Below are 21,117 nucleotides of genomic sequence, written 5' to 3' on the forward strand. Positions count from 1 at the left end.
ATTTTTTAATCATGATTGATCAAAAAATACTCTAAGCTTGTCTTGGTCGTCGCTAAGCTTGTTTATAAACGGAAGAGATCGCGCGCTTCATCACTAATTCCGCGTCCAGCACTTTCAAACACGGTTGGTGGATTGAAGAAGTCTGAAACGCTACGCTTTAAGTCACGCCACATATTGCCCAAGCCTGGACCGATATCACGAATTGCAGTCCGCATTTCCTCCCCTGATGGGGTAATAGCGCTGAAGAACGATGTTATCTTGTCCCAAAGTCTGGACACCAGATTGCAGAAACCCTGACCGGCATCTTTAAGGACGCGTACAGTTTTACCGCAAAAGCTTCCGATGCTATCTGTTACGGTTGCAAAAACACTTGATGGAGCTGCGCCACCCTGCACACCAGAAATTTCTGATCCTGCCATGATAAATCCCTCAATAAATATGAATAATATTTTACTTTGTTGCGCGGCAATAATGGTAATTTACTAAAGCCACGTATAGATAATTAACGTGAAAAATGTCAAAATTGCGCCGATCGCGTGGCTATCTTAATTTATTTGCTGGTCGTGCTATTAAATGGCTGTGGCATTGTTTGGTAAGTGGAAAGAGGATGTTACGGCGTATCTTTCTAAAATCAGGATATAATTGCCATATATTACAGCATCTTGGTGTTGATCGAGAAGTAAATCTCTGGCGCGTGCTGGAAACGTGGTGTTCCGCGCTCTATCGCACGATGAGCGAAGCTGAAATCTATCTTGGTGCGTCCATAATTCATACGAACCCCACCCCCAAAGCTGGCGCGTGTCAAATCACGCTGGGTGGTGATGTTGCGACCTTGTCCAGCATCCACAAAGACATAGGGTTCGGTGGCGCGCAGCATATCATTCAGGAACGGCCAGGCATTCTTGTCGGTTTCAGTCATCATTTTATCAACTGGTACTGTCGGTGCAAATTCTGTGCGCAAGAAAGCGCCTCGATCGACCTTAGCCGCAGTGTTGTTAAAACCACGAATGGTTTCAAGTGATCCAAGCGAGAGCTGATCGCCTGAATAAAGCGCGCATTCACTCCATTGCGCTTTGGCTTCCATGCTGAGGGTGCCGAGATTGCGAAGGCGCTGCTTCAGTTTGGCCTTGCCGTCCAGCTTCCAGAATTGCGCATGAGGCTCTCTCATGCCGAGATTGGGCGCATCATGCGTGGCTCCCAGCATGGGCAGGCCCCTTGTTATGCCTGCGCCATAACTGATTTCACGGCCCTGAAGAAACTCCTGATCGGCAGCTGTTGTCATATAATGACTGCGTAAGAAGCCAAGTCGAGAAATCGTAATCTGTCGCGTTTCCAGCAAGTAAGAATTGATGTGACGGTCAACCTTACGCCAACCAAACCCGCCTTCCAGCTTTGTATTATGGGTGCGTGCGCTTTCCAGCAAATAAGTGCCATATGCATTGGCATCTACGCTCAGGTAATGGTAATTGATGGTTGGTGCTCCAGCAGTGACGCTTTTGAAGTATTCACCCATCATCGAAATAGAGAAGCGCCTCCATGGTACGGAAAAATTGCCCTTGAACTCAGTATTATCCGGGCCATAGGCAAAAATCGTTCCCCATTTATCATTAACGCCAATCAAGTTATCTTTTGTAGATTCAAGCCGTAGGCGCTTGTCAATCGTATTCCCACGGTTATTGAGAGCCACGCCGTTAACCTCATAACCTGCAGTTAGCGTAAAGCTGTCGCGCCGATCGTTGGTCAGGATGACTTGTGACATGGCGGGGGTTTCGCCGGGAATAATCTTATAAGTGGTGTTGTTGGAAGGCAGGCTTTTAAACACATCCACGCCTCGCTGAATTTCATCGCTATTCAGTGCTTCGCCCGCTTTAATGCCGGTGGCCGTCCATGGTTTGAGGGTGGGCCATTTCCTCCCATCGAGCATCTGAAAACGATCAAGCGGATGATCTATTGTATGAAGCAGGTCCGAGATTGCATTAACGAACCCCCAAGGACCGTCAGCTTCATGGATGGGCTTCGATGCTTTTGAAATGCGAGCCGGAAAATCATACCCCGCGTCGCGCTCGTTTTCTTGGTAAATGATCTTTTCTATGTGTCCTGTAACGACATGAATATCGAGCCGCGTGGATTTATGTATCTCTTGAGTGGACAAATGGGCCTTTGTGGTAACAAAGCCTGCATCACTATGTATGTCACTGATTGCATTGGCCAATGCATATGCAGCATCGCTGCTCAGACAATGATACGCCATCGGTTGGATCTTGGCGCGAACAGTTTCTTTGTCTACTAACGATAAACCTTGAATTCGAATTTCGTGTACGTGAAAGCAGGCAGCCTGCGTCAGTTGATCGTTTGATGAGGGGCTCTCATGCGTTGGTATGGTTAGCGTTACCGGTGCAGGGCTGGCTTTTTGCGCAAAAATGCTCCGGGCGCTGACCTGTGGAGCGGAAGCTGTAATCCAGGCAAGAGCGGCAATTGTCGCCATGAATAGTCGCTTTTGATGCGAGGTGATCAAATATTTCTTTGCCATTATATAATATACGAAATCAAAATTTGCATCGAGTTGCCATTATATGCATGCATCATTCATGAGTAGGCGGCGGATAATGCTTTGGGTGATTTTAACGTTGCGTAATTTGCCAGAGGTTAACCATATTAGCAAACCAGAATGAGCCTGTTTATTAAGTTATACAAATGATTATCTCAAATTCCCCAAACGCGGCTAAGGTATAAAAAGCAAGAAGAGCAAAAATTATCAGAGCCGATTAGAGGGGCCTGAATTGAGCGCGCAAATGGGGTGGTTCGTTCGTTGTGATTTTGCCGTCTGCTAATAAATTTTCGATGTGTGCAAAGACAGATAGCGCAGCGCCGCCCCATAATGCCGGAGGAAGACCAGTATAAAGTTTTTGAACAATGGTCTCGATATGCACATCGCCTGCTTCAATGCGTGCCAAGATGGCCGCCTCACGTTGACGGCGATGGTGAAGTAATGCGCGTACAAAGCGGCGCGGCTCCCGTACGGGGCCTCCGTGTCCGGGCCAATATATGCGATCATCCCGCTCACGCAGCTTTTCTAGCGCGCTCATATAGGAAGCCATAGAACCATCTGGCGGAGCTACCAATGTCGTTGACCACGCCATTACATGGTCTCCAGAGAATACGGCTCCCGTTTCCCTCAGCTCGAAAGCAAGATGATTGGCCGTGTGGCCGGGTGTGGCGATGGCCATCAGTGTCCAGTTGTCGCAAGCAATAGTATCGCCATCAGCCAATACGAGATCTGGGGCATATGCGAGATCCGCCGCTGCTTCAGCACGCTCCAAGGCGTTGGGAGCTCGCGAGGCAAAATGGGGAGCGCAGCCAACAATTTGCGCCCCAGTGGCTGCCTGAAGAGCTGCAATGCCTGCTGTATGATCGATGTGCGTATGGGTTGCGACAATGTGCGTTATCCGCTCGCCGGCTGTTGCCGCAAGCAGCGCCGCAAGATGCGCGGGATCATTAGGGCCGGGATCGATGATTGCGACCGAGCCGCTGCCTACAATATATGTGCAGGTGCCAGTATAAGTGAAAGCACTTGGATTGGGAGCTACAATCCGGCGAATGAGTGGCTCCACAGGTGTAACCTGGCCTGCAATTGCGCTGCTATCCTGCGTAAAGGGGACTTCCGACATTCGTTTGCAATTCCTTATGCAACGAATGATTGTATTTTGCTGATAGGGCAAAAGAGGATCATGTTGCAGCTCGTTCTTTGTAGGGCTCCGCTTCATCTTGAGCCCTGTAATGCCTCAGCTGCAGAAGAATCACTTGATGATCAGTCTGATTTTCCAAAGCTTGAGAGGGCAGGATAATGCATTGCTCCGTAATCGTCTCGCATTTCTGTCGGTGAAGGGCACACTTTCGCGCTCGATAATTTAAGTATGTATTTCAGAATGTTATCTTCGCATTTCATGCGATAAAGGGGCTCTGTATAATTTTTTCACAACTGAAGAGACCTTAATTGCAACCATAAGTTGCATATACTCTATGATCGTGTATATTGCATCACGACGAAAATGGCGCTTCTCGAGTTCTATCGCCTTAAGAAACTGCTTCAAGCAGAATGTCACTAAGACAAGTAACGAAGAAACGCTACGTCATATCGATCAGCTGGTAGGGGGAGGATACTCTAGTTATGCTGATTTCAAAAGAAGAATCGAAAAAAGATGGATATGAACATGAGTCTGACTGCAAGCGAGAGATTGGAATATATCTACGATAATAATGGCAAGATTTTGCTGTTGAATAATAATGAGCGTATTCGCTGGGATGGATCGCTCGTTATGCGTTGCGCTGATCCAGTAAACTTCAATAGGGTATGTGGACCACTGGTTTCCGCAATGGCCAATCCCGATGATAGTGTGTTCAGTGCAGAAGTAGGTATTTCATCCGACCTTCTTTCTGTCTCTGCTACCTTCGCACGCCAGGTTCGACATGGGGCTAGTCCGCAGGATTTGCGTCATCCAGCGATCGTTTTGATCCTGCTGCGTAAGGGGGAGGCCTTACTTCGAGTAGGCGGAACAGTGGTACCGCTGGATGTTGCCATGGTTAGTTCGGATGTGGATTTCACTATACGTGCAACCGAGCCGGGCGGCACGTGTACAGTGAGCTACATTATGCTCATGGGAGCGCCGGATCTTGTGGCGCGCATGCCCCGCCCATTGATCGTGCCAAAAACCACACGCAATATGGCGCCCGATAATGCTAGCCCAGATAATGCGCCTTATGGTCGCCAGGCTTTGCGTGAATTTGGTGAGCGTACGGCTGATTGGGTATCAGAAAATCATTATTTGAGCGAATATGAAGTATTTCGCTTTTCCGAGCTGTTTAAGAGACTTCTCCGTGAACATTTTGACCATGGTGAATGGATTGATCAGGGGGCAGGCGTTGGATGCGAGATCGGCATGACCACAGGTAATGGTCGCGATATCATTTCCATGGTGCAGCGCTATCTGCGCCAGAATTCCAGCGATGCCGACGTAACGCCTGGACGCATTGCACGCCATTGTGCTGTGTCGGTAAGAAAGCTCTACAATGCATTTGCGATGGCTGATATGTCACTTCGCGCAACAGTATTGAGCTATCGTCTGGAAGAAGCACGCCGCCAATTAAATGGGCGTATGGTGAAAAAGGTCACCTCAATTGCTTACGATGCCGGGTTTAGAGACGTTTCAACATTTTATCGCAATTTTCGTCGTGAGTTTGGCTACTCTCCGCGCAATAATGTGGTCAATGATCTACAACAGGAGTCTGCGTTGCAGGAAAGGGATAAGCCTGATGCTGACTCTCACTGCGTAAATGCCGGCTCGGCTCATGCAATGCCATTTACGAGCGTTATGCCTAATAATAGTCAAGCAGGTGGCATGCAGATAGGCGGTATACAAGAGAATGCCGGTGAAGGTGTTCTGCTACCGCGGGATACCCTCTTCCGGAATCATGCATCACGGCCTGCAAATTTTCGCCCTCATGCGCCCAATAGATTGCGCGCGCCTTCATAATAAGAGGGGGCAACTCCCCCTCTTTAATGATGCCAAGGCAGCTAAGTCATTCCGAATAGTTTAAAACGGCGAAAGAGTGTTTTTTCAATTTCAAGCACGACCATGATGATGAACCCTATCAAGACCATCAAAAGGCCATCCTCCCACGTGATGGGACGTGAATCGAAGGCTGCTTGCATAAATGGTGCGTAAGTAAAGAGGATCTGCCCCGCAATGACGGCGGCAATTGCTATAAGCACTGCCGGTGTGCCTAATGCACCTCGTAACGTAAATGAAGGCACGTTGAGATAGCGGACATTAAATAGATAAAAAGCTTCCATCACGACTAATGTATTAACACACAATGTCCGCGCCAAAGCAAGTTCATCACCGCGCGACAGACTATAGAAAAAGATCCCCATCAAAGCGATCAGAAACAGCACAGAGACGAAAAACACGCGCCACAGCATGAATGGCGATAGTAATGATGCTTGAGCATCCCGCGGTTGACGCTTCATCACACCCGGCTCAGCTGCCTCGAATGCCAGAACCAGTCCCAGGGTAGCCGTTGTAATGAGGTTGACCCACAGAATTTGAGTGGGCGTCAGAGGCATTGTAAAGCCAACCAAAATGGCAAAAACAACCGCTAATAGTTCGCCCCCATTGGTAGGTAAGGTCCATGCGATCATTTTGCGGATATTATCATAGACGGTGCGCCCCTCGCTGATTGCGGCAACAATAGATGCAAAATTGTCATCAAGAAGCACAACCTGTGAAGCTTCTTTGGCAGCCTCAGTGCCTTTGCGGCCCATGGCGATGCCAACATCCGCTTGTCTTAATGCGGGCGCATCATTCACGCCATCGCCTGTCATGGCGACAACCGCGCCTGTAGATTGCAAGGCTTTGACAATACGCAGTTTATGCTCAGGACTTGTGCGGGCAAAAACATCCGTACGGGCAGCTAGTTCAGGCAAGTCTTCGTCTGATGCTTTGTCGACATCTGCGCCTGTCGCTGCAACCGGCTCTTGAGCAATGCCCAGTTGTTGAGCGATAGCGGTGGCAGTGACTGCATGATCGCCGGTGATCATTTTGACGGTGATGCCGGCTGCATGACATTCGCGGATAGCTGCAATGGCTTCGTCACGGGGCGGGTCTATGAAACCTGTAATGCCTAAAAACACCATATCATCGCGCAAATCATCAAAGCTGAGACGCGTGGTTAATGCTGACAAGGCGCGTATTGCATACCCAAGTACACGCTCGCCCTCGGCTGCTGCCTTTGCAATTTCCCCATGCCAGAAATCGTGATCAATAGCTGCGGGGCCATTAAGGGTGAAAGAGCTGGAGCACATTTCCAGAAGGCGTTCTGGTGCTCCTTTAACAAAAATAATACCACTGCCGTCCGGGGCGTGGTGTAATGTCGCCATAAAACGATGGGCTGCATCGAAGGGGATTTCATCGCGGCGGGCCCATAAGGTACGCACTTCGGATGGATCGACATTCGCTTTTTGCGCTAACGTGAGCAGTGCTCCTTCCATCGGGTCACCATCTACCAGCCACTGTCCCTCGCGCAAATGCAGGTGAGCATCGTTACATAGCGTTGCTGCACGGATGAGTTGGACGGCTGGTATGGTGTCGTCTGTTAGATCGGGGAGTGCGCCTGCATGTGTTGTAATGTCGCCTTTAGGGGCATATCCAGCGCCGCTTACCTGTAAGATTTCATTGGCGGTGACGAGGCGGCATGCGGTCATTTCATTGCGGGTGAGGGTGCCTGTCTTGTCAGAGCAGATAACCGATGTCGCACCTAAGGTTTCAACTGCGGGTAGCCGTCGTATCACCGCATTTCGCACGGCCATGCGACGCACACCGATGGCCAGGGTGATGGTTATGACAGCGGGAAGCCCCTCCGGGACAACCCCTACCGCGAGTGCAACCACTGCGATCAACGCCTCAGCCCAGCCGTAATCACGTATATGTACCGCAAAGAAAAAGAGTGCTACCGCGCATATAAGCGCAAGCATTGTAAAGCGCCGGGCAAAGCTGTTTATCTGGCGCAGTAAAGGCGTAGACATCGGTTCAACATTGGAGAGCAACGTGGAGATGTGCCCTATCTCGGTTGCGCTGCCTGTTGCGACAACGATGCCGGTGCCTTGCCCCGCTGCAGCCATAGTGCCGGAAAAAGCAATGCAGAGACGATCGCCAAGTGAAGCATCTGCATCAGTTGGAGCATCGTGCTTTTCTGCAGCGACCGATTCCCCTGTCAGAATAGCTTCATCGATCAGCAGGTTTCGCGTACGTGTGAGGCGTAAATCAGCCGGAACACGGTCTCCCGCTTCAAGTAAAACAATATCGCCTGGTACGAGATCTTCGGCGGGTATGGTGGTGTGTATGCCTGCGCGTATAACATGAGCGAGGGGTGAGATCATACTGCGGATTGCACTAAGTGCTGCCTCCGCCTTGCCTTCCTGCACAAAACCTACAATGGCATTCACAATGACCACTGCCAGAATAACCATTGCATCAATTATATGGCCCAGAAGGCTCGCAGCCAGAGCGCCAGACAGCAGCACGTAAATCAAAACGTTATGAAACTGTGCAATAAACCGCAATACTGGATGGCGTTTAGGGGGCTTGGGAAGTTCGTTGGCACCATAGAGAGCGTGTCGTCTCTTGGCTTCGTTGCTATCCAGGCCGTTGTTGTTAGTCGCCAATATTTCGAGCACTGCATCAACCGGTAAAGCGTGCCACAATGGAGCGGAATCCTGATCAGTCGTTTTGATTGCTGGAGTATTGGGCATAAGACCTCTTCGGTATGGGTTGCAGGATCAAATCTATAATGTCCGGCTAAATAGTGGACCTTTTATTCTACCGAATTTAATGCAAAAACATTTTGTCAGATGGAGCTATCCATCAAAATATAACTCGTGCTGATCTACCAGCTATATTTTAATGGTTTGCGACCAGCAAACAATCAGTTCTCCTTCTTATTGGTTCCGTATTTAAGTTTAGAAGTTAAAGGCAGCATGCGCTTTGTTATGCCGCAAACTTCTGGAGTCATTTTGCCCTAAAGACGCGCTGGCGATGCCCTAGGTGCCACCCTTGTTGCATTATGGTGATGATATAATGCGTTACAAAAATAGAAATTGATATAAATATCAAATAGATATATCAAAATAGATATTTTGTGATTATCGCATTTGCGCTTGCTGCAGAATGCTTTATGAGCTTGAGAAACATATTTTGCAGACAACACCTTTGTTAGGGCATTATGTCGCTTCGTATCGTCTTTATGGGTACGCCGGATTTCGCCGTTCCCACACTCGCTGAAATTGTTGGGCAAGGGCATGAAGTCGTTGCCGTTTACACGCGTGCGCCGGCTCGAAAAGGGCGGGGTCTGGCCGAGCAGCCTTCGCCTGTGCAAGCCATGGCGGACAGGTTCGGTTTTCCCGTTTATACACCGCGCACTTTGCGTGATCCGGAAGCTGCAGCTACTTTTGCCGCGCATGAGGCTGATGTTGCCGTGGTTGTCGCCTATGGCATGATTTTACCGCAGAATGTGCTTGATGCACCACGGTTAGGCTGTCTCAATCTGCATGCTTCCATACTGCCACGTTGGCGTGGTGCTGCGCCTATTCAGCGAGCTGTCATGGCGGGCGATCAGGAAACCGGCGTCGCTGTTATGAAGATGGAAGCGGGGCTCGACACCGGACCGGTTGGCATGCTGGAGCGGGTTACAATCGGCCGGGATGAGACCTCTGGTGACTTGCATGATCGCTTATCCCGATTGGGTGCGGACTTGATGGCACGCGCGCTTGCGGCGCTCTCACGCGGGGCGCTTGGCTTCATGCCTCAGGTAGACGATGGTATCACTTACGCCAGCAAAATCACGAATGATGAAGCGCGTATCGACTTCTCATGGTCTGCTCAGCAAGTGCATGATCATGTGCGCGGGTTGTCGCCCTTTCCGGGAGCTTTTATCCTGGTCGATCTTGGCAAGGGAGTAGAGCGGCTGAAGGTGTTGCGTACAACGCTGGTTGATGCTGCGGGTATACCAGGAACATTGCTTGATGATCAGCTCACAATTGCTTGTGGAACCGGCGCTGTGCGGTTGCTGCAGGTGCAGCGGGCTGGTAAGGGGGCTGTCTCGGCGGCGGATTTTCTGAATGGTGCGCGTCTTGAAAAGGGTGCTCGGCTTGCTATCGAAGAAAGCCCCACCTAATGCCGCGCTATAAACTGATTATTGAATATGACGGCACGCCTTATGTAGGCTGGCAATGGCAAACGAATGGTCGTGCGGTGCAGCAAGCGGTGGAGGAGGCAATAACAGCTTTCTCCGGTGAACAGCTGCGCGTGCAATGTGCAGGCCGGACGGACACCGGTGTGCATGCTACGCATCAGGTTGTGCATGTTGATTTGAGCCGCAATTGGCGCACAGACGTTGTTCGCGATGCTATCAATGCCCACCTGAAAATGCAGGGTGATGCCGTGGCTGTGACGTCTGCGGAAGCGGTGTCCGATGCATTTGATGCGCGTCACACAGCCGTTAGAAGGCACTATCTTTACCGCATTTCAAACCGTCGTCCCCAGCCGGCGCTTGAGCGCAACAGGGTTTGGCATGTGCCACGTCGTCTCGATGCAGAAGCCATGCGCATAGCTGCACAACGATTGGTCGGCACGCATGACTTTACAACTTTTCGCGCTGCTGACTGTCAGGCCACAAGTCCTCTCCGCACATTGGAGCGCCTTGATGTCGAGGCGGTTGGCGATGAGATCCGCGTATTTGCTTCAGCGCGCTCCTTTTTGCACCATCAGGTGCGTTCAATGACGGGATCGCTTGAGCTGGTTGGGGCGGGTAAGTGGACGGCGGATGATTTGAGCGCAGCGCTCGAAGCGCGTCAGCGCGCGCATTGTGGGCCAATGGCGCCTTCAGCAGGGCTTTATTTAATCGGCGTGGATTATCGTGAACTTTAAAGCAGTATGCATTTAAGGTAGCCAGCGCCAAATCCCTGAAAGCCTTGGTCAAGATTGTTAAGCATCAGAAATAAAGCTCCAGCACTTTCTTATAAATGGCTGTGAGCTTTATCAGGTCTGCAACTGATACAAACTCATCCACCTGATGCATACTGCTACCAACGGGGCCAAATTCCAGAACGGGACAATAAGCCTGAATAAAGCGTGCATCTGACGTGCCGCCTGTCGTGGATAACTGTGGGGTGCGGCCAGTTTGTTCAACCACGGCTGTACTTACCAGGTCAACGAAGGGGCCAGGGTCAGTTATAAAGGCCACAGAGTTGCTTGGATCGAAGGTAATCTGCACGTCAGCGTCGTTGTCTTGCCGTGCATGAGCAAGACGCTGTTCGATTTCAGTCTTGAGGCTATCATGCGACCATAAATCATTAAATCTTATATTGAAAACGGCTTTTGCCTCACCCGGAATGACATTCGTGGCCGGGTTGCCAATATCGATGGTCGTAATTTCAAGGTTTGAAGGCGCAAAATGAGCAGTTCCGGCATCGAGGGCCGGGGCGAGGAGTGCAGAAAGTGCCCGTAAAAGCGTTGGCACCGGATTTCTGGCCAAGTGCGGATAACCAACGTGCCCCTGTTTGCCCTTGATCAGCAGTCGCCCTGTGAGTGAACCGCGCCGGCCGATTTTGATCATCTCACCCAGCTGATCAGGGTTAGTTGGCTCGCCTAAAAGACAATGGGCAAACGTTTCACCGCGCGCTTTTGCCCATTCCAGTAATTTGATGGTGCCATTGATGGCAGGGCCTTCTTCATCCCCGGTTAGCAAAAAAGCGATGGAGCCATTAAATGCAGGGTTTGATCTCACGAAATCGAGTGCAGCTGTGACCATGGCCGCGACGCCGCCCTTCATATCGCAGGCGCCACGTCCATAAAGTTTGCCATCCTCAATCGTGCCCGCAAAAGGGTCATGCTGCCACTGAGCAATATCACCGGTGGGCACAACATCTGTATGACCTGCGAACACAAAACAGGGCTCTCTGGTGCCATAGCGGGCATAGAGATTATCGATATCGGGGGTGTTCGGCGCCTTGAAGGTTACACGCTCCACCGCAAATCCAGCCTGCAACAGCTTCTCCGCCAAAAGCGTAAGCGCGCCGCCCTCCTGTGGCGTGACAGAGGGGCAGCGGATGAGCTCTTGAGCGAGGCGAATGGTGGCGTGATTTGCGGTGTCGGTCATGGTGTATTAATCGCGCAGCAGGTCGTTGATGCTGGTTTTGGCGCGCGTCTGCGCATCTACCCGCTTGACAATTACTGCGGCATAGAGGGAAGGGCCGGGCGTACCATCGGGCAAGGGTTTGCCGGGTAAGGTGCCAGGCACAACCACCGAGTATGGCGGAACCTCACCGCGGAAAATTTCCCCGGTCTCACGGTCGATAATCTTGGTTGAGGCGCTGATGAAAACGCCCATGGACAACACTGAACCTTCGCGCACAATAACGCCCTCAACCACCTCAGAGCGTGCGCCGATAAAGCAGTTATCTTCGATGATAACGGGGTTGGCCTGGAGCGGCTCCAGAACGCCGCCAATGCCTACGCCACCAGAAAGATGCACGTGCTTACCAATCTGTGCGCAAGAGCCAACGGTTGCCCACGTATCGACCATAGAGCCCTCTCCAACATAAGCCCCAAGATTGACGAACGATGGCATCAGCACAACATTGGGAGCAATATATGCACCCCGGCGCACAACCGTATTCGGCACCGCACGGAAGCCGGCCTCACGGAAAGTTAAAGCATCCCAACCTGCGAATTTGGACGCGACCTTATCCCACCACACAGCACCGCCAGGGCCGCCATCGATGACAGTCATGTCATTAAGACGGAAAGAAAGCAGAACTGCTTTCTTTAGCCATTGATTGACACGCCACTCGCCATCGATTTTTTCTGCAACCCGGGCGTAGCCGCCATCAAGCAGGCGCAGTGCCTCTTCCACACCCTCGCGGATCTCCCCAGTGGTGGCGGGGGTCACATCTGCGCGCTTTTCCCAGGCGTTATCGATAATGGAGGCGAGAGAGTCGTGTGTCATGAGGTTTCCGAAACAGTTGGATAAAATGAAAGACGCGAGTTTGCGCACAAGTGTCGATCTGTCAACGATTGGTTGGAGAATCACTTTGACTGATTAGCGCAAGGGCTACCATATGATTCTCGCCTTTAGACGTGACAAGAAGGAAAGATGTCGCTCTTTTGGGTGAAAAATGGTTTTTTGGAAACCCCTATTTATTCAAGGAATTTATGTGTTTCCCACAGGTGTTCCATTCTATTGCTGGATTGGCGGCACGAAAGGCTTGTGGAACAGAAAACGTTCTGTTACATCCACCTCACTTCGGAGGGGCACGCTCCTTCTGAACACGCTGCGGCCATGGCGGAAGTGGTAGACGCGCTAGCTTGAGGTGCTAGTTGGGCAACCAGTGGAGGTTCGAGTCCTCTTGGCCGCACCATCGCTCTGATCTGATTAGAAGATCATCGAAGCGATAAGGTGCCAGAATTTGAACGGCACGCATCAAGCAAGCTATAATTTAATAACTCCTTGGGCAGTATCCAACTCATTTGGGTGCTTCCCGGGAAAATTGTTTTGTTATTTATTGGTGCTTCCAAGATTTGGCTTATCGTGAGTTCTCCAGTCTGGATGATTGCTAAACGGAAATGATTGCCTTGGCGTGAGTTGTCCGCCACCTTTTGCATATCATGGTCTGGAGCATTGGCAGGTGAAGTGTTATGCCTGCATCGGATAAACATGTATCATCATAAGCATGGGTCCGGGAGGAGTCGCTCAGCGGCAAGCCGCACCGATGCTGCGTTCCGGAGATTTCATATGCGTTCGCTTATGCTCGCTCTCGGCTTTGTGGCAGTCGCCGCGTTGCCGGCTATGGCTGCCTCGTCAGCACCAGCAAAGTCTCTTGTGGTTGCTCAGCAGGCTGTGTCTGAAGACGTCATCCTGCTCGATACCAAGCATGGCCGCGTTACGATCAAGCTGCGCCCTGATCTTGCGCCTCAGCATGCTAAGCGCATTCGCACGCTCGCCAGCCAAGGCTTTTATGATGGCGTAGTGTTCCACCGTGTCATTCCTGGCTTTATGGCGCAAACGGGCGATCCAACCGGCACTGGCATGGGTGGCTCTGATCTTCCTAACCTGCCATCAGAGTTTTCACGGGCGCCATTCAAGCGCGGCACGGTTGGTATGGCGCGTTCGTCTATGCCAGATTCAGCAAATTCGCAGTTCTTCATTTGCTTCGATGATGCGCCGTTCCTCAATGGCCAGTATACGGTGATTGGTGAGGTTGTATCGGGTATGGATGCAGTCGATAAAATCAAGGCTGGCACGAAAGCAAACAATGGTGCCGTGTCAAATCCTGACAAGATCATCAAAATGCGCCCGGCAACTGACGCCAGCTGATCAAAACTGCGCGAGGGAATGCGACATGTTGCGTTTAAGTTGAGCATCAACTTGAAGGCAAATTGCGGTAGAACATAAAAATTAAAGCGCAGTTCTGATTTTATCAGAACATCCAGCGCTTTATTTTCTAGCATATTCATATCGCATCGCTATATCCGGGGACGATGACCGTTCTCCGGGGCGGTGCCAGGTTTTGAGAAAAGGAAAAAGACAATGACCGCCACCAATGATGCGGAAAATACGCTCATTCTGGAAACCACCAAGGGCCGTGTTGTAATCGCGTTGCGTCCTGATCTTGCGCCTCTGCACGTTGCACGTATCAAGGAACTGGCACGCGCAAAATTTTATGATGGCATCGTCTTCCATCGTGTGATCGATGGCTTCATGGCGCAGACGGGCTGCCCAAAGGGCACGGGCACGGGCGGTTCCGAGCTGCCAGACCTCAAGGCTGAGTTCAACGCTGAGCCGCATGTACGTGGCGTTTGCTCGATGGCGCGTGCGCAGAACCCTAATTCGGCAAACTCGCAGTTCTTCATCTGCTTCTCCGATGCTCGCTTCCTCGACAAGCAGTACACGGTTTGGGGCAAGGTGACGGAAGGTATGGAAAACGTTGACCAGATCAAGCGCGGCGAGCCTGTGCGCGATCCCGATTCCATCATTTCGATGCGCGTTGCAGCTGACGTAGAGGCGTAAGAATACCGGCGATGGATGTTTCCCTGTTTGATTTCACGTTGCCGGAAGCCTCCATCGCCTTGCGCCCGGTGCATCCGCGCGACAGTGCGCGCATGTTGGTGGTGCGCCCTGATGGGTTGACGGATCAGTTTGTTAGCGATTTGCCTTCGTTGCTACGTCCGGGTGATGTGCTGGTGCACAACGATACGCGCGTTATCCCGGCGCGTCTTGATGGCATTCGGGTGCGTGGTGAATCGGTTACACGCGTTGAGGTGATGCTGCATAAGCGCGAATCTGCTGATTCCTGGCTTGCGTTTGCGCGTCCGGGTAAGCGGATCAAGGTGGGCGAGCGCATCCGCTTTGGGGCGCAAAACGAGCGCTATGCCTGTGAGCTGGCCTCGCTTGATGCCGAGATTATGGAGAAGGGCGAAGGCGGAGAAGTGCTGTTGCGCTTCAGCTTTAGTGGCCCGGCTCTTGATGAAGCCATTGCCCGTTTCGGCCATATGCCGTTGCCGCCTTATATTGCGTCGAAGCGTGCGGAAGATGCGGCCGATCTGGCTGATTATCAAACAATTTATGCCCGCAATGATGGCGCTGTTGCAGCACCAACTGCTGGGTTGCATTTCACCGATGATCTCACTGCCCGGCTGGTGGAAGCGGGTATTGAGCGCCGCTTTGTGACGTTGCATGTGGGGGCCGGTACCTTCTTGCCAGTGAAGGCAGATGATACGCGCGATCATAAAATGCACGCAGAAGTGGGTGTCATCGATCAGCAAACGGCTGATGCACTGAACGCAGCGCGTGCGCGTGGTGGTCGTATTATCGCCACGGGCACCACCGCTCTGCGCTTGCTGGAGAGCGCCGCGCGTGACGATGGTACGATTGCGCCATTTACGGGCGAGACTTCGATTTTCATCACGCCGGGGTATCGCTTCAAGGCAGTGGACATGCTGATGACCAACTTCCATTTGCCGCGTTCAACCTTGTTCATGCTTGTCAGTGCTTTTGCGGGGCTTGATGCCATGCAAGAGGCATATCGACATGCGATTGAAACCGGCTATCGCTTTTATTCTTATGGCGATTCCAGTCTGCTGTATTTAAATGATGGGGCTAAGCGATGAGCGCGCCATTTTCGTTTCAGATCAATAGCCGTGATGGCGCGGCCCGCACTGGCGCAATCCATTTGCCGCGCGGGACCATCCGTACGCCGGCCTTCATGCCGGTGGGTACGGCTGCTACAGTCAAGGCCATGCATACGCATGAGGTGAAGTCGCTGGGCGCTGATGTGCTGCTTGGCAATACGTACCATCTCATGTTGCGTCCAGGCGCTGAGCGTGTGGCGCGGCTCGGTGGCCTGCACAAGATGATGAACTGGTCGCATCCGATCTTGACGGATTCGGGCGGGTTTCAGGTTATGTCGCTCGCCAAGCTGCGCAAGCTGAATGAAAAGGGCGTGACCTTTCAATCGCACATTGACGGCTCACGCTATGAGCTGACACCAGAGCGCGCTATCGAGATTCAGGGGCTGCTGGGGTCTGATATCCAGATGCAGTTGGATGAGTGCGTCAGGCTGCCGTGTTCTGATGCGGATGCTGCGCGCGCCATGCGACTTAGCTTGCGATGGGCAGAGCGTTGTCAGAAGGCCTTCAGCGAACAGCCGGGGCGTGTTGAGTTCGGGCGTGCACTATTCGGTATTGTGCAGGGCGGGGCGAACCGTGAGTTGCGGGTTGAGAGTGCGCGTGAACTCACAGCCATGGATTTTCAGGGTTATTCCATTGGCGGTCTTGCTGTGGGCGAGCCGCAGGATGTCATGCTCGATATGATCGAGACAGTCATTCCGCATTTACCTGATGAGAAGCCACATTATCTGATGGGTGTTGGCACACCGGATGATCTGGTGGAGGCTGTGCGTCGCGGCATTGATATGTTCGACTGTGTAATGCCCACACGCGCTGGCCGTCACGGGCAGGTGTTCTCACGTTTCGGCAAGATCAACATCCGCAATGCGCGCCATGCCGATGACCCGCGCCCGATCGATGAAGCTTCATCGTGGGAGCCTGCGCGCACTTACTCACGCGCTTACCTGCATCATCTGGTAAAGGCAGGCGAGATTCTGGGAATGATGCTGCTCACTGGCATCAACCTTGCCTACTATCAAGAGTTGATGGCTGGCATGCGCCATGCGATTGCCGAGCAGCGTCTGGACGACTTTATTGCGCAGACGAAGGATGGTTGGGCGCGCGGCGACGGATGATGTCATAAAAGTCATCCGCCGTATCAGGACGCACGAGAGACTGCGCTATCCGACTTGCGAATGGCAAACGGTAGTGCAGAGGGTCCCAGAAATTCGCATCTTCGCGGGTGATGGATGATGCTTTTCGGAAATCCAGCACGGTCGCATTATGGCGCGCACCAATTGCGGTGAAGTGTTGCTTGCAGGCACTGTCTTCAGCGGCCAATAAAGAGCCAGGACGCGGTTGCGCGCTGATGTGCGCGGGCGGGAACAGGATATAAACCTGCGTTTGCGCTGGCACCTGCTGCAATAGCGCATCAAGCCAATCAGCCGCTGGAAACTGCCAGGCTGCTTGCTCCTGTGCTGTAGGGATAACGGGCGGGTTTTGTGGCGTTACTTCCGCAGGAAGGCCCTTGGCAGCGTTCTCGGCCCAAATATGGGTGCGAGCGCGGGTTGGATCATACAGGTTATCGGGCGGCACAAATATGCCATAACCGTCATCACGCAGCGATACGTCTCGCAAGCCAAGGCGATGTGACATGAGGCGTATGGAGATTTCCAGTGACTTCATATTGAGTGTGTCGAGCCAGTCATTCCAGTGGTTATCGTCGTAGAAGCGCTCTGGGAAAGTGCGGAAGGTGAGGCGCTTTTCGGGCGTATCCGCAAGCCTGTCGCACCATGGGCGGTCAATGCCGACAATAAGCACCTGTGGCGCGGGCTGTGCGCGTAGGAAAAGCCGCGCAAGCTGCATCTGTTCCCACGGTGTGGCCGCATTCATCGCCAGATTTGCAAAGTGAATTGGTTCACCGGAGGAGGGTGCGAACAGACGATCAAGCTCCTCCGGATCGATCAATCGTAGCGAAGAGGTGCCAAACACAGCAGCATTATAAAGATGGCTGCGCGCAAGCTGCGGGTACATAAAGCGCTGATTGATATCGACAATAGGACGAGGCTCATCGCCAGCACCCACGCGGATACCATAAGGATCAACCACAATGACAAGTGCCGCCAGCGCGCTACCTGCAAGGATGAACGAAACGACAAAGACAGCCAGAAATCGCCGCCAGAGATTAAATTTGTACCGTGAATGCATCGTGATCAGGCGTCCGTCGATCCCTTGCCCGCAGGTGTTTCATTCGTTGCGGGCTCATTGGCGGCTTGCTGCAGCGCATCAGCTAATGCTTGTGCCGACTGAGCGCCTGCGACCCCATAGCGACCATCAATAATAAAGAATGGCACGCCCGTTATACCAAGGCGTGCGGCGACTGCAATTTCTTCATTCACTTCCTGCTTGTCCCAATCACCCGCCAGACGATTGGCGACTGCCTCGCCATCAAGGCCCGCCTGTGTCGCAACTTCTTGAAGAACCGCAGGATCGCCGATATCGACACCTTCACAAAAATAGAGTGCAAAAAGCCGCTCAGCTACAGCGGATTGCGTGGCATTGCTTTGCGCCCAGCGAATAATGCGGTGTGCATCCAACGTATTTGGCGCACGGGTGATGCGATCAAAGTGAAAGTTGATGCCCTCTTCCTTGCCCAAAGCGACAAGGCGTTCATGAGCTGCATCAATGCGCTCCTGATCGCCGAATTTTTGCAGCATATATGCCGTGCGATCAACGCCGCCTGCCGGGATGGTTGGATCAAGCTGGAAAGGGCGCCAATTAATCTGCACGTCAAGATCGGGCACTAATTCAAGCGCGCGCATGACGCGTTTGGAGCCAATATAGCACCATGGGCACACGACATCAGACACGATATCGAGGCTAATAGCGCGCGGTTGGTTTGTCGTGCTCATGCTGATCTTCCCGAAAAGGCCACCCGAGGAGGAGCTTCAGATTCGATAACGCCTACCTGCTATGACCTTTAAGGCTTTTGCCACCACGTGTCGATAAGTGCCCCCGGAATTGCGCCCACTGCAGCAGACCCACTGACAAATAACGGTACTTTTTCTGGCCGTTCGACTGTTGCACGTCGTGCCACCCATCGTTCGTCAACATGGAAGAGGGGCATCACATAGAAGCCTGACAGCAATGTGCGATCCAAAGCGCGCACGGCATCGGTGAACTGCTCCTGCGTTTGCGCCACCAGAAGCGCATCGATCATGGCATCAATAGCAGGGGATTTAGCGCCTGTAATATTCAACGATCCCGGCCGATCAGCCGAGGCTGAAGACCAGCGGTTCAACTGTTCGGAACCCGGTGAGGCAGATACATTCCACGTGTAAAGAATTACATCGAAATCTGCCGCCAGAAGCCGTTTCCAATACTGCGCCTCGTCTACAAGCCGCACATTTGCTGTAATGCCAGCTGGTTTGAGTGATTGCGCGAAATTAAGCGCCAGCCGTTCCTGATCGCGCGATACCACCATGATTTCAAACGTCAGTGGTTCACCACTTTCATTGCGCAGGACGTCGCCCTTCAATGTGTAGCCAGCCGATGCTAATAGATCGAGGCCTTTGCGGGCTAACGTGCGATCGCGTCCAGAGCCATCTGCTTCGGGTGGCCGCCAGGTGCCTTCCATGATGTCTGGGCGCACAGCATCCGGGAATGGCGCCAGCAATGCCCGCTCACCAGCCGACGCTGGAACCCCCTGTGATGACAGTGCCGAGCCGGAAAAATAGCTGCCCGTGCGTGTATATAGATCATGGAAGAGATTGCGGTTTACCCACGGAAAATCAAAAAAGTAGGCTAGGGCTTCTCGCACCTTGATATCTGCCAGCGGCCCGCGTCGGGTATTTAATGCAAAGCCATACATCGGACGTGGTGTGGCGAGGGGCAACGTCTCCTTGATGATTGTGCCATCCTTCATCGCGGGGAAGTCATAGCCCGTGGCCCAGCGTGCTGCGCTTTCCTCGATGCGCACGTCATAAAGACCGGCCTTGAATGCCTCGAACTGGGTGTTCACATCGCGATAATAATCAAAGCGAATTTCATCAAAATTATACAGCCCACGCGTAATAGGCAGATCCTGTGCCCAGAAATTCGGATCGCGTTTGAAAGAGATGCTGCGTCCGGCATCGACCTCCGCAACTACATAGGGGCCGGAGCCAACTGGGGTCTGGAATGTCGCCTGCTCAAAGGTCTGATCATCGATAAGATGCGAGGGCAACACTGGCATCTGCGCAAGGATCATGGGTGTTTCGCGATTACCACCAGTGATGTCGAAACGCACGGTTAGCGGATCGATCTCATCCACATGCGTCACTTGCCCATAAAAGCTGCGATAAAACATCTGCCCTTTTGAGCGTAGAAGATTGAAACTGAACAGAATATCTTCCGCAGTGATCGGATGGCCGTCGGAGAAGCGCGCCCGTGGATTAATGTGGAAAATAATGAAGCTGCGATCGTCAGGCATGCGCACGGCATTAGCCACAAGGCCATAGAGCGAAAACGGCTCATCAGCAGAACGCGCCATTAATGGCTGAAACACCAGGTTGGTAATGCCCTGTGCTGCTATGCCCTTTGGCGTAAAGGGGTTGAGGTTATCAAACGTGCCTGTGACGCCTTGTACCAAACGCCCACCCTTTGGAGCATCGGGATTGACATAAGGCAGAGCAGTAAATTCATCAGGTAGCTGCGGCTCACCGTGCTGTGCCAGTGCATCAAGCAGGGGAAGGTTTTTCCAGTCTTCCGAGTGGTCGCCTGGAAGCTCGTCTACAGCAGTCTCTTGATGCTCTGTCAGATCGCGAATGACTGGTTTGGCATGCACTGTCAAAGGCATGAAGCTGACAGCAAGGAGCATAAACAAGGCCCCCCAGGCAATGGCCGTATACCCCTTAAAGGAAGCACTTGCACGACGCATTTTGGACGTAATATTTCTGAACGCAACAATCACGGTACTGACAATCACTAAAGGGGAAAACATCTGGAGAGAGTATCCTGTTGCAATGATTCGCGTGCAAGTTTATGCGATTGATGTAGTGAGAACACTCTGTATAACTGCATCAATCGGTGAACGGTGCTGGAAAGCGCGTATAATACAAGATAAATACACGCATGAGTCGTGTCATTCAATCGCCTCAATCTGTCTCAAATTGATGGCGGTGGATTTTTGCGTAAAATCGCTTTTTTCCTCTGCGCTTTATCGAGTTGTAGGATTGCAGGTTAGCATGTCAACAGGCAGGTTACATAATTTGCTTATGAAGGCGTGCTGGCGGGATGATCTGGAAGGGATTTTCCCTTTAGAAGGTTCTGCTTAATGGCACCTAATGCCTATCGGTCATGCGCACGGCATTCGTGTGTGAATTCGCTGGGAATGGATCGCTCTTCTTGAGCGCTTCTG

Annotated in this window: 16 protein-coding genes and 1 tRNA gene; 8 read left to right on the forward strand and 9 right to left on the reverse strand. The window is 52.2% G+C overall.

Annotation, left to right across the window (positions count from 1 at the left end; genetic code table 11):
* Positions 1 to 62 precede the first annotated feature (62 nt).
* The 3 genes from VRZ32_RS06840 to VRZ32_RS06850 form a co-directional block, all read right to left on the reverse strand.
* Complete coding sequence (locus tag VRZ32_RS06840) at positions 63 to 419, reverse strand: hypothetical protein (protein ID WP_414524921.1); 357 nt, start codon at positions 417 to 419, stop codon at positions 63 to 65.
* A 233-nt stretch (positions 420 to 652) separates the two neighbouring features.
* Positions 653 to 2,485 (reverse strand): ShlB/FhaC/HecB family hemolysin secretion/activation protein, encoded by a 1,833-nt coding sequence (locus VRZ32_RS06845; RefSeq protein ID WP_414524922.1) that lies wholly within the window; start codon positions 2,483 to 2,485, stop codon positions 653 to 655.
* A 280-nt stretch (positions 2,486 to 2,765) separates the two neighbouring features.
* The gene (locus VRZ32_RS06850; protein WP_414524923.1) at positions 2,766 to 3,668 is read right to left on the reverse strand and encodes an MBL fold metallo-hydrolase; all 903 of its coding nucleotides are present in this window, start codon (positions 3,666 to 3,668) and stop codon (positions 2,766 to 2,768) included.
* Positions 3,669 to 4,211: 543 nt separating this feature from the next.
* Here VRZ32_RS06850 and VRZ32_RS06855 point away from each other — a divergent pair.
* Complete coding sequence (locus VRZ32_RS06855; RefSeq protein ID WP_414524924.1) at positions 4,212 to 5,531, forward strand: helix-turn-helix transcriptional regulator; 1,320 nt, start codon at positions 4,212 to 4,214, stop codon at positions 5,529 to 5,531.
* Positions 5,532 to 5,572: 41 nt separating this feature from the next.
* Here the strand turns inward: VRZ32_RS06855 and VRZ32_RS06860 are convergent, their stop codons facing one another.
* On the reverse strand, positions 5,573 to 8,308 hold the full coding sequence (locus tag VRZ32_RS06860) for a cation-transporting P-type ATPase (protein WP_414524925.1): 2,736 nt from the start codon (positions 8,306 to 8,308) through the stop codon (positions 5,573 to 5,575).
* 470 nt (positions 8,309 to 8,778) lie between these two features.
* Here VRZ32_RS06860 and fmt point away from each other — a divergent pair, with 470 nt between their 5' ends.
* Positions 8,779 to 9,729 carry a methionyl-tRNA formyltransferase gene (gene fmt, locus VRZ32_RS06865; RefSeq protein ID WP_414524926.1) on the forward strand — a complete coding sequence of 317 codons (951 nt, stop codon included), beginning with the start codon at positions 8,779 to 8,781 and terminating at the stop codon, positions 9,727 to 9,729.
* On the forward strand, positions 9,729 to 10,481 hold the full coding sequence (gene truA, locus VRZ32_RS06870; protein ID WP_414524927.1) for a tRNA pseudouridine(38-40) synthase TruA: 753 nt from the start codon (positions 9,729 to 9,731) through the stop codon (positions 10,479 to 10,481). The genes fmt and truA overlap by 1 nt, the downstream gene beginning before the upstream one ends.
* A gap of 64 nt (positions 10,482 to 10,545) precedes the next feature.
* On the opposite strand, the gene dapE is transcribed toward truA, so the two are convergent.
* Positions 10,546 to 11,712: a succinyl-diaminopimelate desuccinylase gene (gene dapE, locus VRZ32_RS06875; protein ID WP_414524928.1), complete on the reverse strand. Its 1,167-nt coding sequence runs from the start codon at positions 11,710 to 11,712 to the stop codon at positions 10,546 to 10,548.
* A 6-nt stretch (positions 11,713 to 11,718) separates the two neighbouring features.
* The gene (gene dapD, locus VRZ32_RS06880; protein WP_414524929.1) at positions 11,719 to 12,561 is read right to left on the reverse strand and encodes a 2,3,4,5-tetrahydropyridine-2,6-dicarboxylate N-succinyltransferase; all 843 of its coding nucleotides are present in this window, start codon (positions 12,559 to 12,561) and stop codon (positions 11,719 to 11,721) included.
* Between the two features lie 327 nt (positions 12,562 to 12,888).
* On the opposite strand from dapD, the gene VRZ32_RS06885 reads away from it, so the two are divergent.
* The 5 genes from VRZ32_RS06885 (at position 12,889) to tgt (ending at position 16,855) form a co-directional block, all read left to right on the forward strand.
* Positions 12,889 to 12,973: transfer RNA gene (locus VRZ32_RS06885), tRNA-Leu, on the forward strand.
* 374 nt (positions 12,974 to 13,347) lie between these two features.
* Entirely contained in the window at positions 13,348 to 13,929 is a 582-nt protein-coding gene (locus VRZ32_RS06890) for a peptidylprolyl isomerase (RefSeq protein ID WP_414524930.1), read from the forward strand.
* A 213-nt stretch (positions 13,930 to 14,142) separates the two neighbouring features.
* Positions 14,143 to 14,622: a peptidylprolyl isomerase gene (locus VRZ32_RS06895; protein ID WP_414524931.1), complete on the forward strand. Its 480-nt coding sequence runs from the start codon at positions 14,143 to 14,145 to the stop codon at positions 14,620 to 14,622.
* Between the two features lie 11 nt (positions 14,623 to 14,633).
* Entirely contained in the window at positions 14,634 to 15,722 is a 1,089-nt protein-coding gene (queA, locus tag VRZ32_RS06900; RefSeq protein WP_414524932.1) for a tRNA preQ1(34) S-adenosylmethionine ribosyltransferase-isomerase QueA, read from the forward strand.
* The gene (tgt, locus tag VRZ32_RS06905) at positions 15,719 to 16,855 is read left to right on the forward strand and encodes a tRNA guanosine(34) transglycosylase Tgt (protein WP_414524933.1); all 1,137 of its coding nucleotides are present in this window, start codon (positions 15,719 to 15,721) and stop codon (positions 16,853 to 16,855) included. Before queA ends, tgt begins: the two co-directional genes overlap by 4 nt.
* Here tgt and VRZ32_RS06910 read toward each other — a convergent pair.
* The 3 genes from VRZ32_RS06910 to VRZ32_RS06920 all read right to left on the reverse strand — a co-directional run bounded on the left by VRZ32_RS06910 (position 16,812) and on the right by VRZ32_RS06920 (position 20,700).
* Positions 16,812 to 17,927, reverse strand: coding sequence for a hypothetical protein (locus tag VRZ32_RS06910; protein ID WP_414524934.1), 1,116 nt, complete (start codon positions 17,925 to 17,927; stop codon positions 16,812 to 16,814). The genes tgt and VRZ32_RS06910 overlap by 44 nt on opposite strands.
* A gap of 5 nt (positions 17,928 to 17,932) precedes the next feature.
* The gene (locus tag VRZ32_RS06915) at positions 17,933 to 18,631 is read right to left on the reverse strand and encodes a DsbA family oxidoreductase (RefSeq protein ID WP_414524935.1); all 699 of its coding nucleotides are present in this window, start codon (positions 18,629 to 18,631) and stop codon (positions 17,933 to 17,935) included.
* Between the two features lie 68 nt (positions 18,632 to 18,699).
* Positions 18,700 to 20,700 carry an extracellular solute-binding protein gene (locus VRZ32_RS06920; protein WP_414524936.1) on the reverse strand — a complete coding sequence of 667 codons (2,001 nt, stop codon included), beginning with the start codon at positions 20,698 to 20,700 and terminating at the stop codon, positions 18,700 to 18,702.
* Positions 20,701 to 21,117: the final 417 nt, after the last annotated feature.

This window comes from Pseudochelatococcus sp. G4_1912 (assembly GCF_047501465.1).
GTDB lineage: Bacteria > Pseudomonadota > Alphaproteobacteria > Rhizobiales > Beijerinckiaceae > Pseudochelatococcus.

What these genes read in the sequence shown, in the direction of transcription:
- tgt (WP_414524933.1), top strand. Translation starts at nt 15,719, where the DNA reads ATGAGCGCGCCATTTTCGTTTCAGATCAATAGCCGTGATGGCGCGGCC.
- VRZ32_RS06840 (WP_414524921.1), bottom strand. Translation starts at nt 419, where the DNA reads ATGGCAGGATCAGAAATTTCTGGTGTGCAGGGTGGCGCAGCTCCATCA.
- queA (WP_414524932.1), top strand. Translation starts at nt 14,634, where the DNA reads ATGGATGTTTCCCTGTTTGATTTCACGTTGCCGGAAGCCTCCATCGCC.
- VRZ32_RS06850 (WP_414524923.1), bottom strand. Translation starts at nt 3,668, where the DNA reads ATGTCGGAAGTCCCCTTTACGCAGGATAGCAGCGCAATTGCAGGCCAG.
- VRZ32_RS06920 (WP_414524936.1), bottom strand. Translation starts at nt 20,700, where the DNA reads ATGTTTTCCCCTTTAGTGATTGTCAGTACCGTGATTGTTGCGTTCAGA.
- dapE (WP_414524928.1), bottom strand. Translation starts at nt 11,712, where the DNA reads ATGACCGACACCGCAAATCACGCCACCATTCGCCTCGCTCAAGAGCTC.
- fmt (WP_414524926.1), top strand. Translation starts at nt 8,779, where the DNA reads ATGTCGCTTCGTATCGTCTTTATGGGTACGCCGGATTTCGCCGTTCCC.
- truA (WP_414524927.1), top strand. Translation starts at nt 9,729, where the DNA reads ATGCCGCGCTATAAACTGATTATTGAATATGACGGCACGCCTTATGTA.
- VRZ32_RS06910 (WP_414524934.1), bottom strand. Translation starts at nt 17,927, where the DNA reads ATGCATTCACGGTACAAATTTAATCTCTGGCGGCGATTTCTGGCTGTC.
- dapD (WP_414524929.1), bottom strand. Translation starts at nt 12,561, where the DNA reads ATGACACACGACTCTCTCGCCTCCATTATCGATAACGCCTGGGAAAAG.
- VRZ32_RS06855 (WP_414524924.1), top strand. Translation starts at nt 4,212, where the DNA reads ATGAGTCTGACTGCAAGCGAGAGATTGGAATATATCTACGATAATAAT.
- VRZ32_RS06895 (WP_414524931.1), top strand. Translation starts at nt 14,143, where the DNA reads ATGACCGCCACCAATGATGCGGAAAATACGCTCATTCTGGAAACCACC.
- VRZ32_RS06915 (WP_414524935.1), bottom strand. Translation starts at nt 18,631, where the DNA reads ATGAGCACGACAAACCAACCGCGCGCTATTAGCCTCGATATCGTGTCT.
- VRZ32_RS06845 (WP_414524922.1), bottom strand. Translation starts at nt 2,485, where the DNA reads ATGGCGACAATTGCCGCTCTTGCCTGGATTACAGCTTCCGCTCCACAG.
- VRZ32_RS06890 (WP_414524930.1), top strand. Translation starts at nt 13,348, where the DNA reads ATGCGTTCGCTTATGCTCGCTCTCGGCTTTGTGGCAGTCGCCGCGTTG.
- VRZ32_RS06860 (WP_414524925.1), bottom strand. Translation starts at nt 8,308, where the DNA reads ATGCCCAATACTCCAGCAATCAAAACGACTGATCAGGATTCCGCTCCA.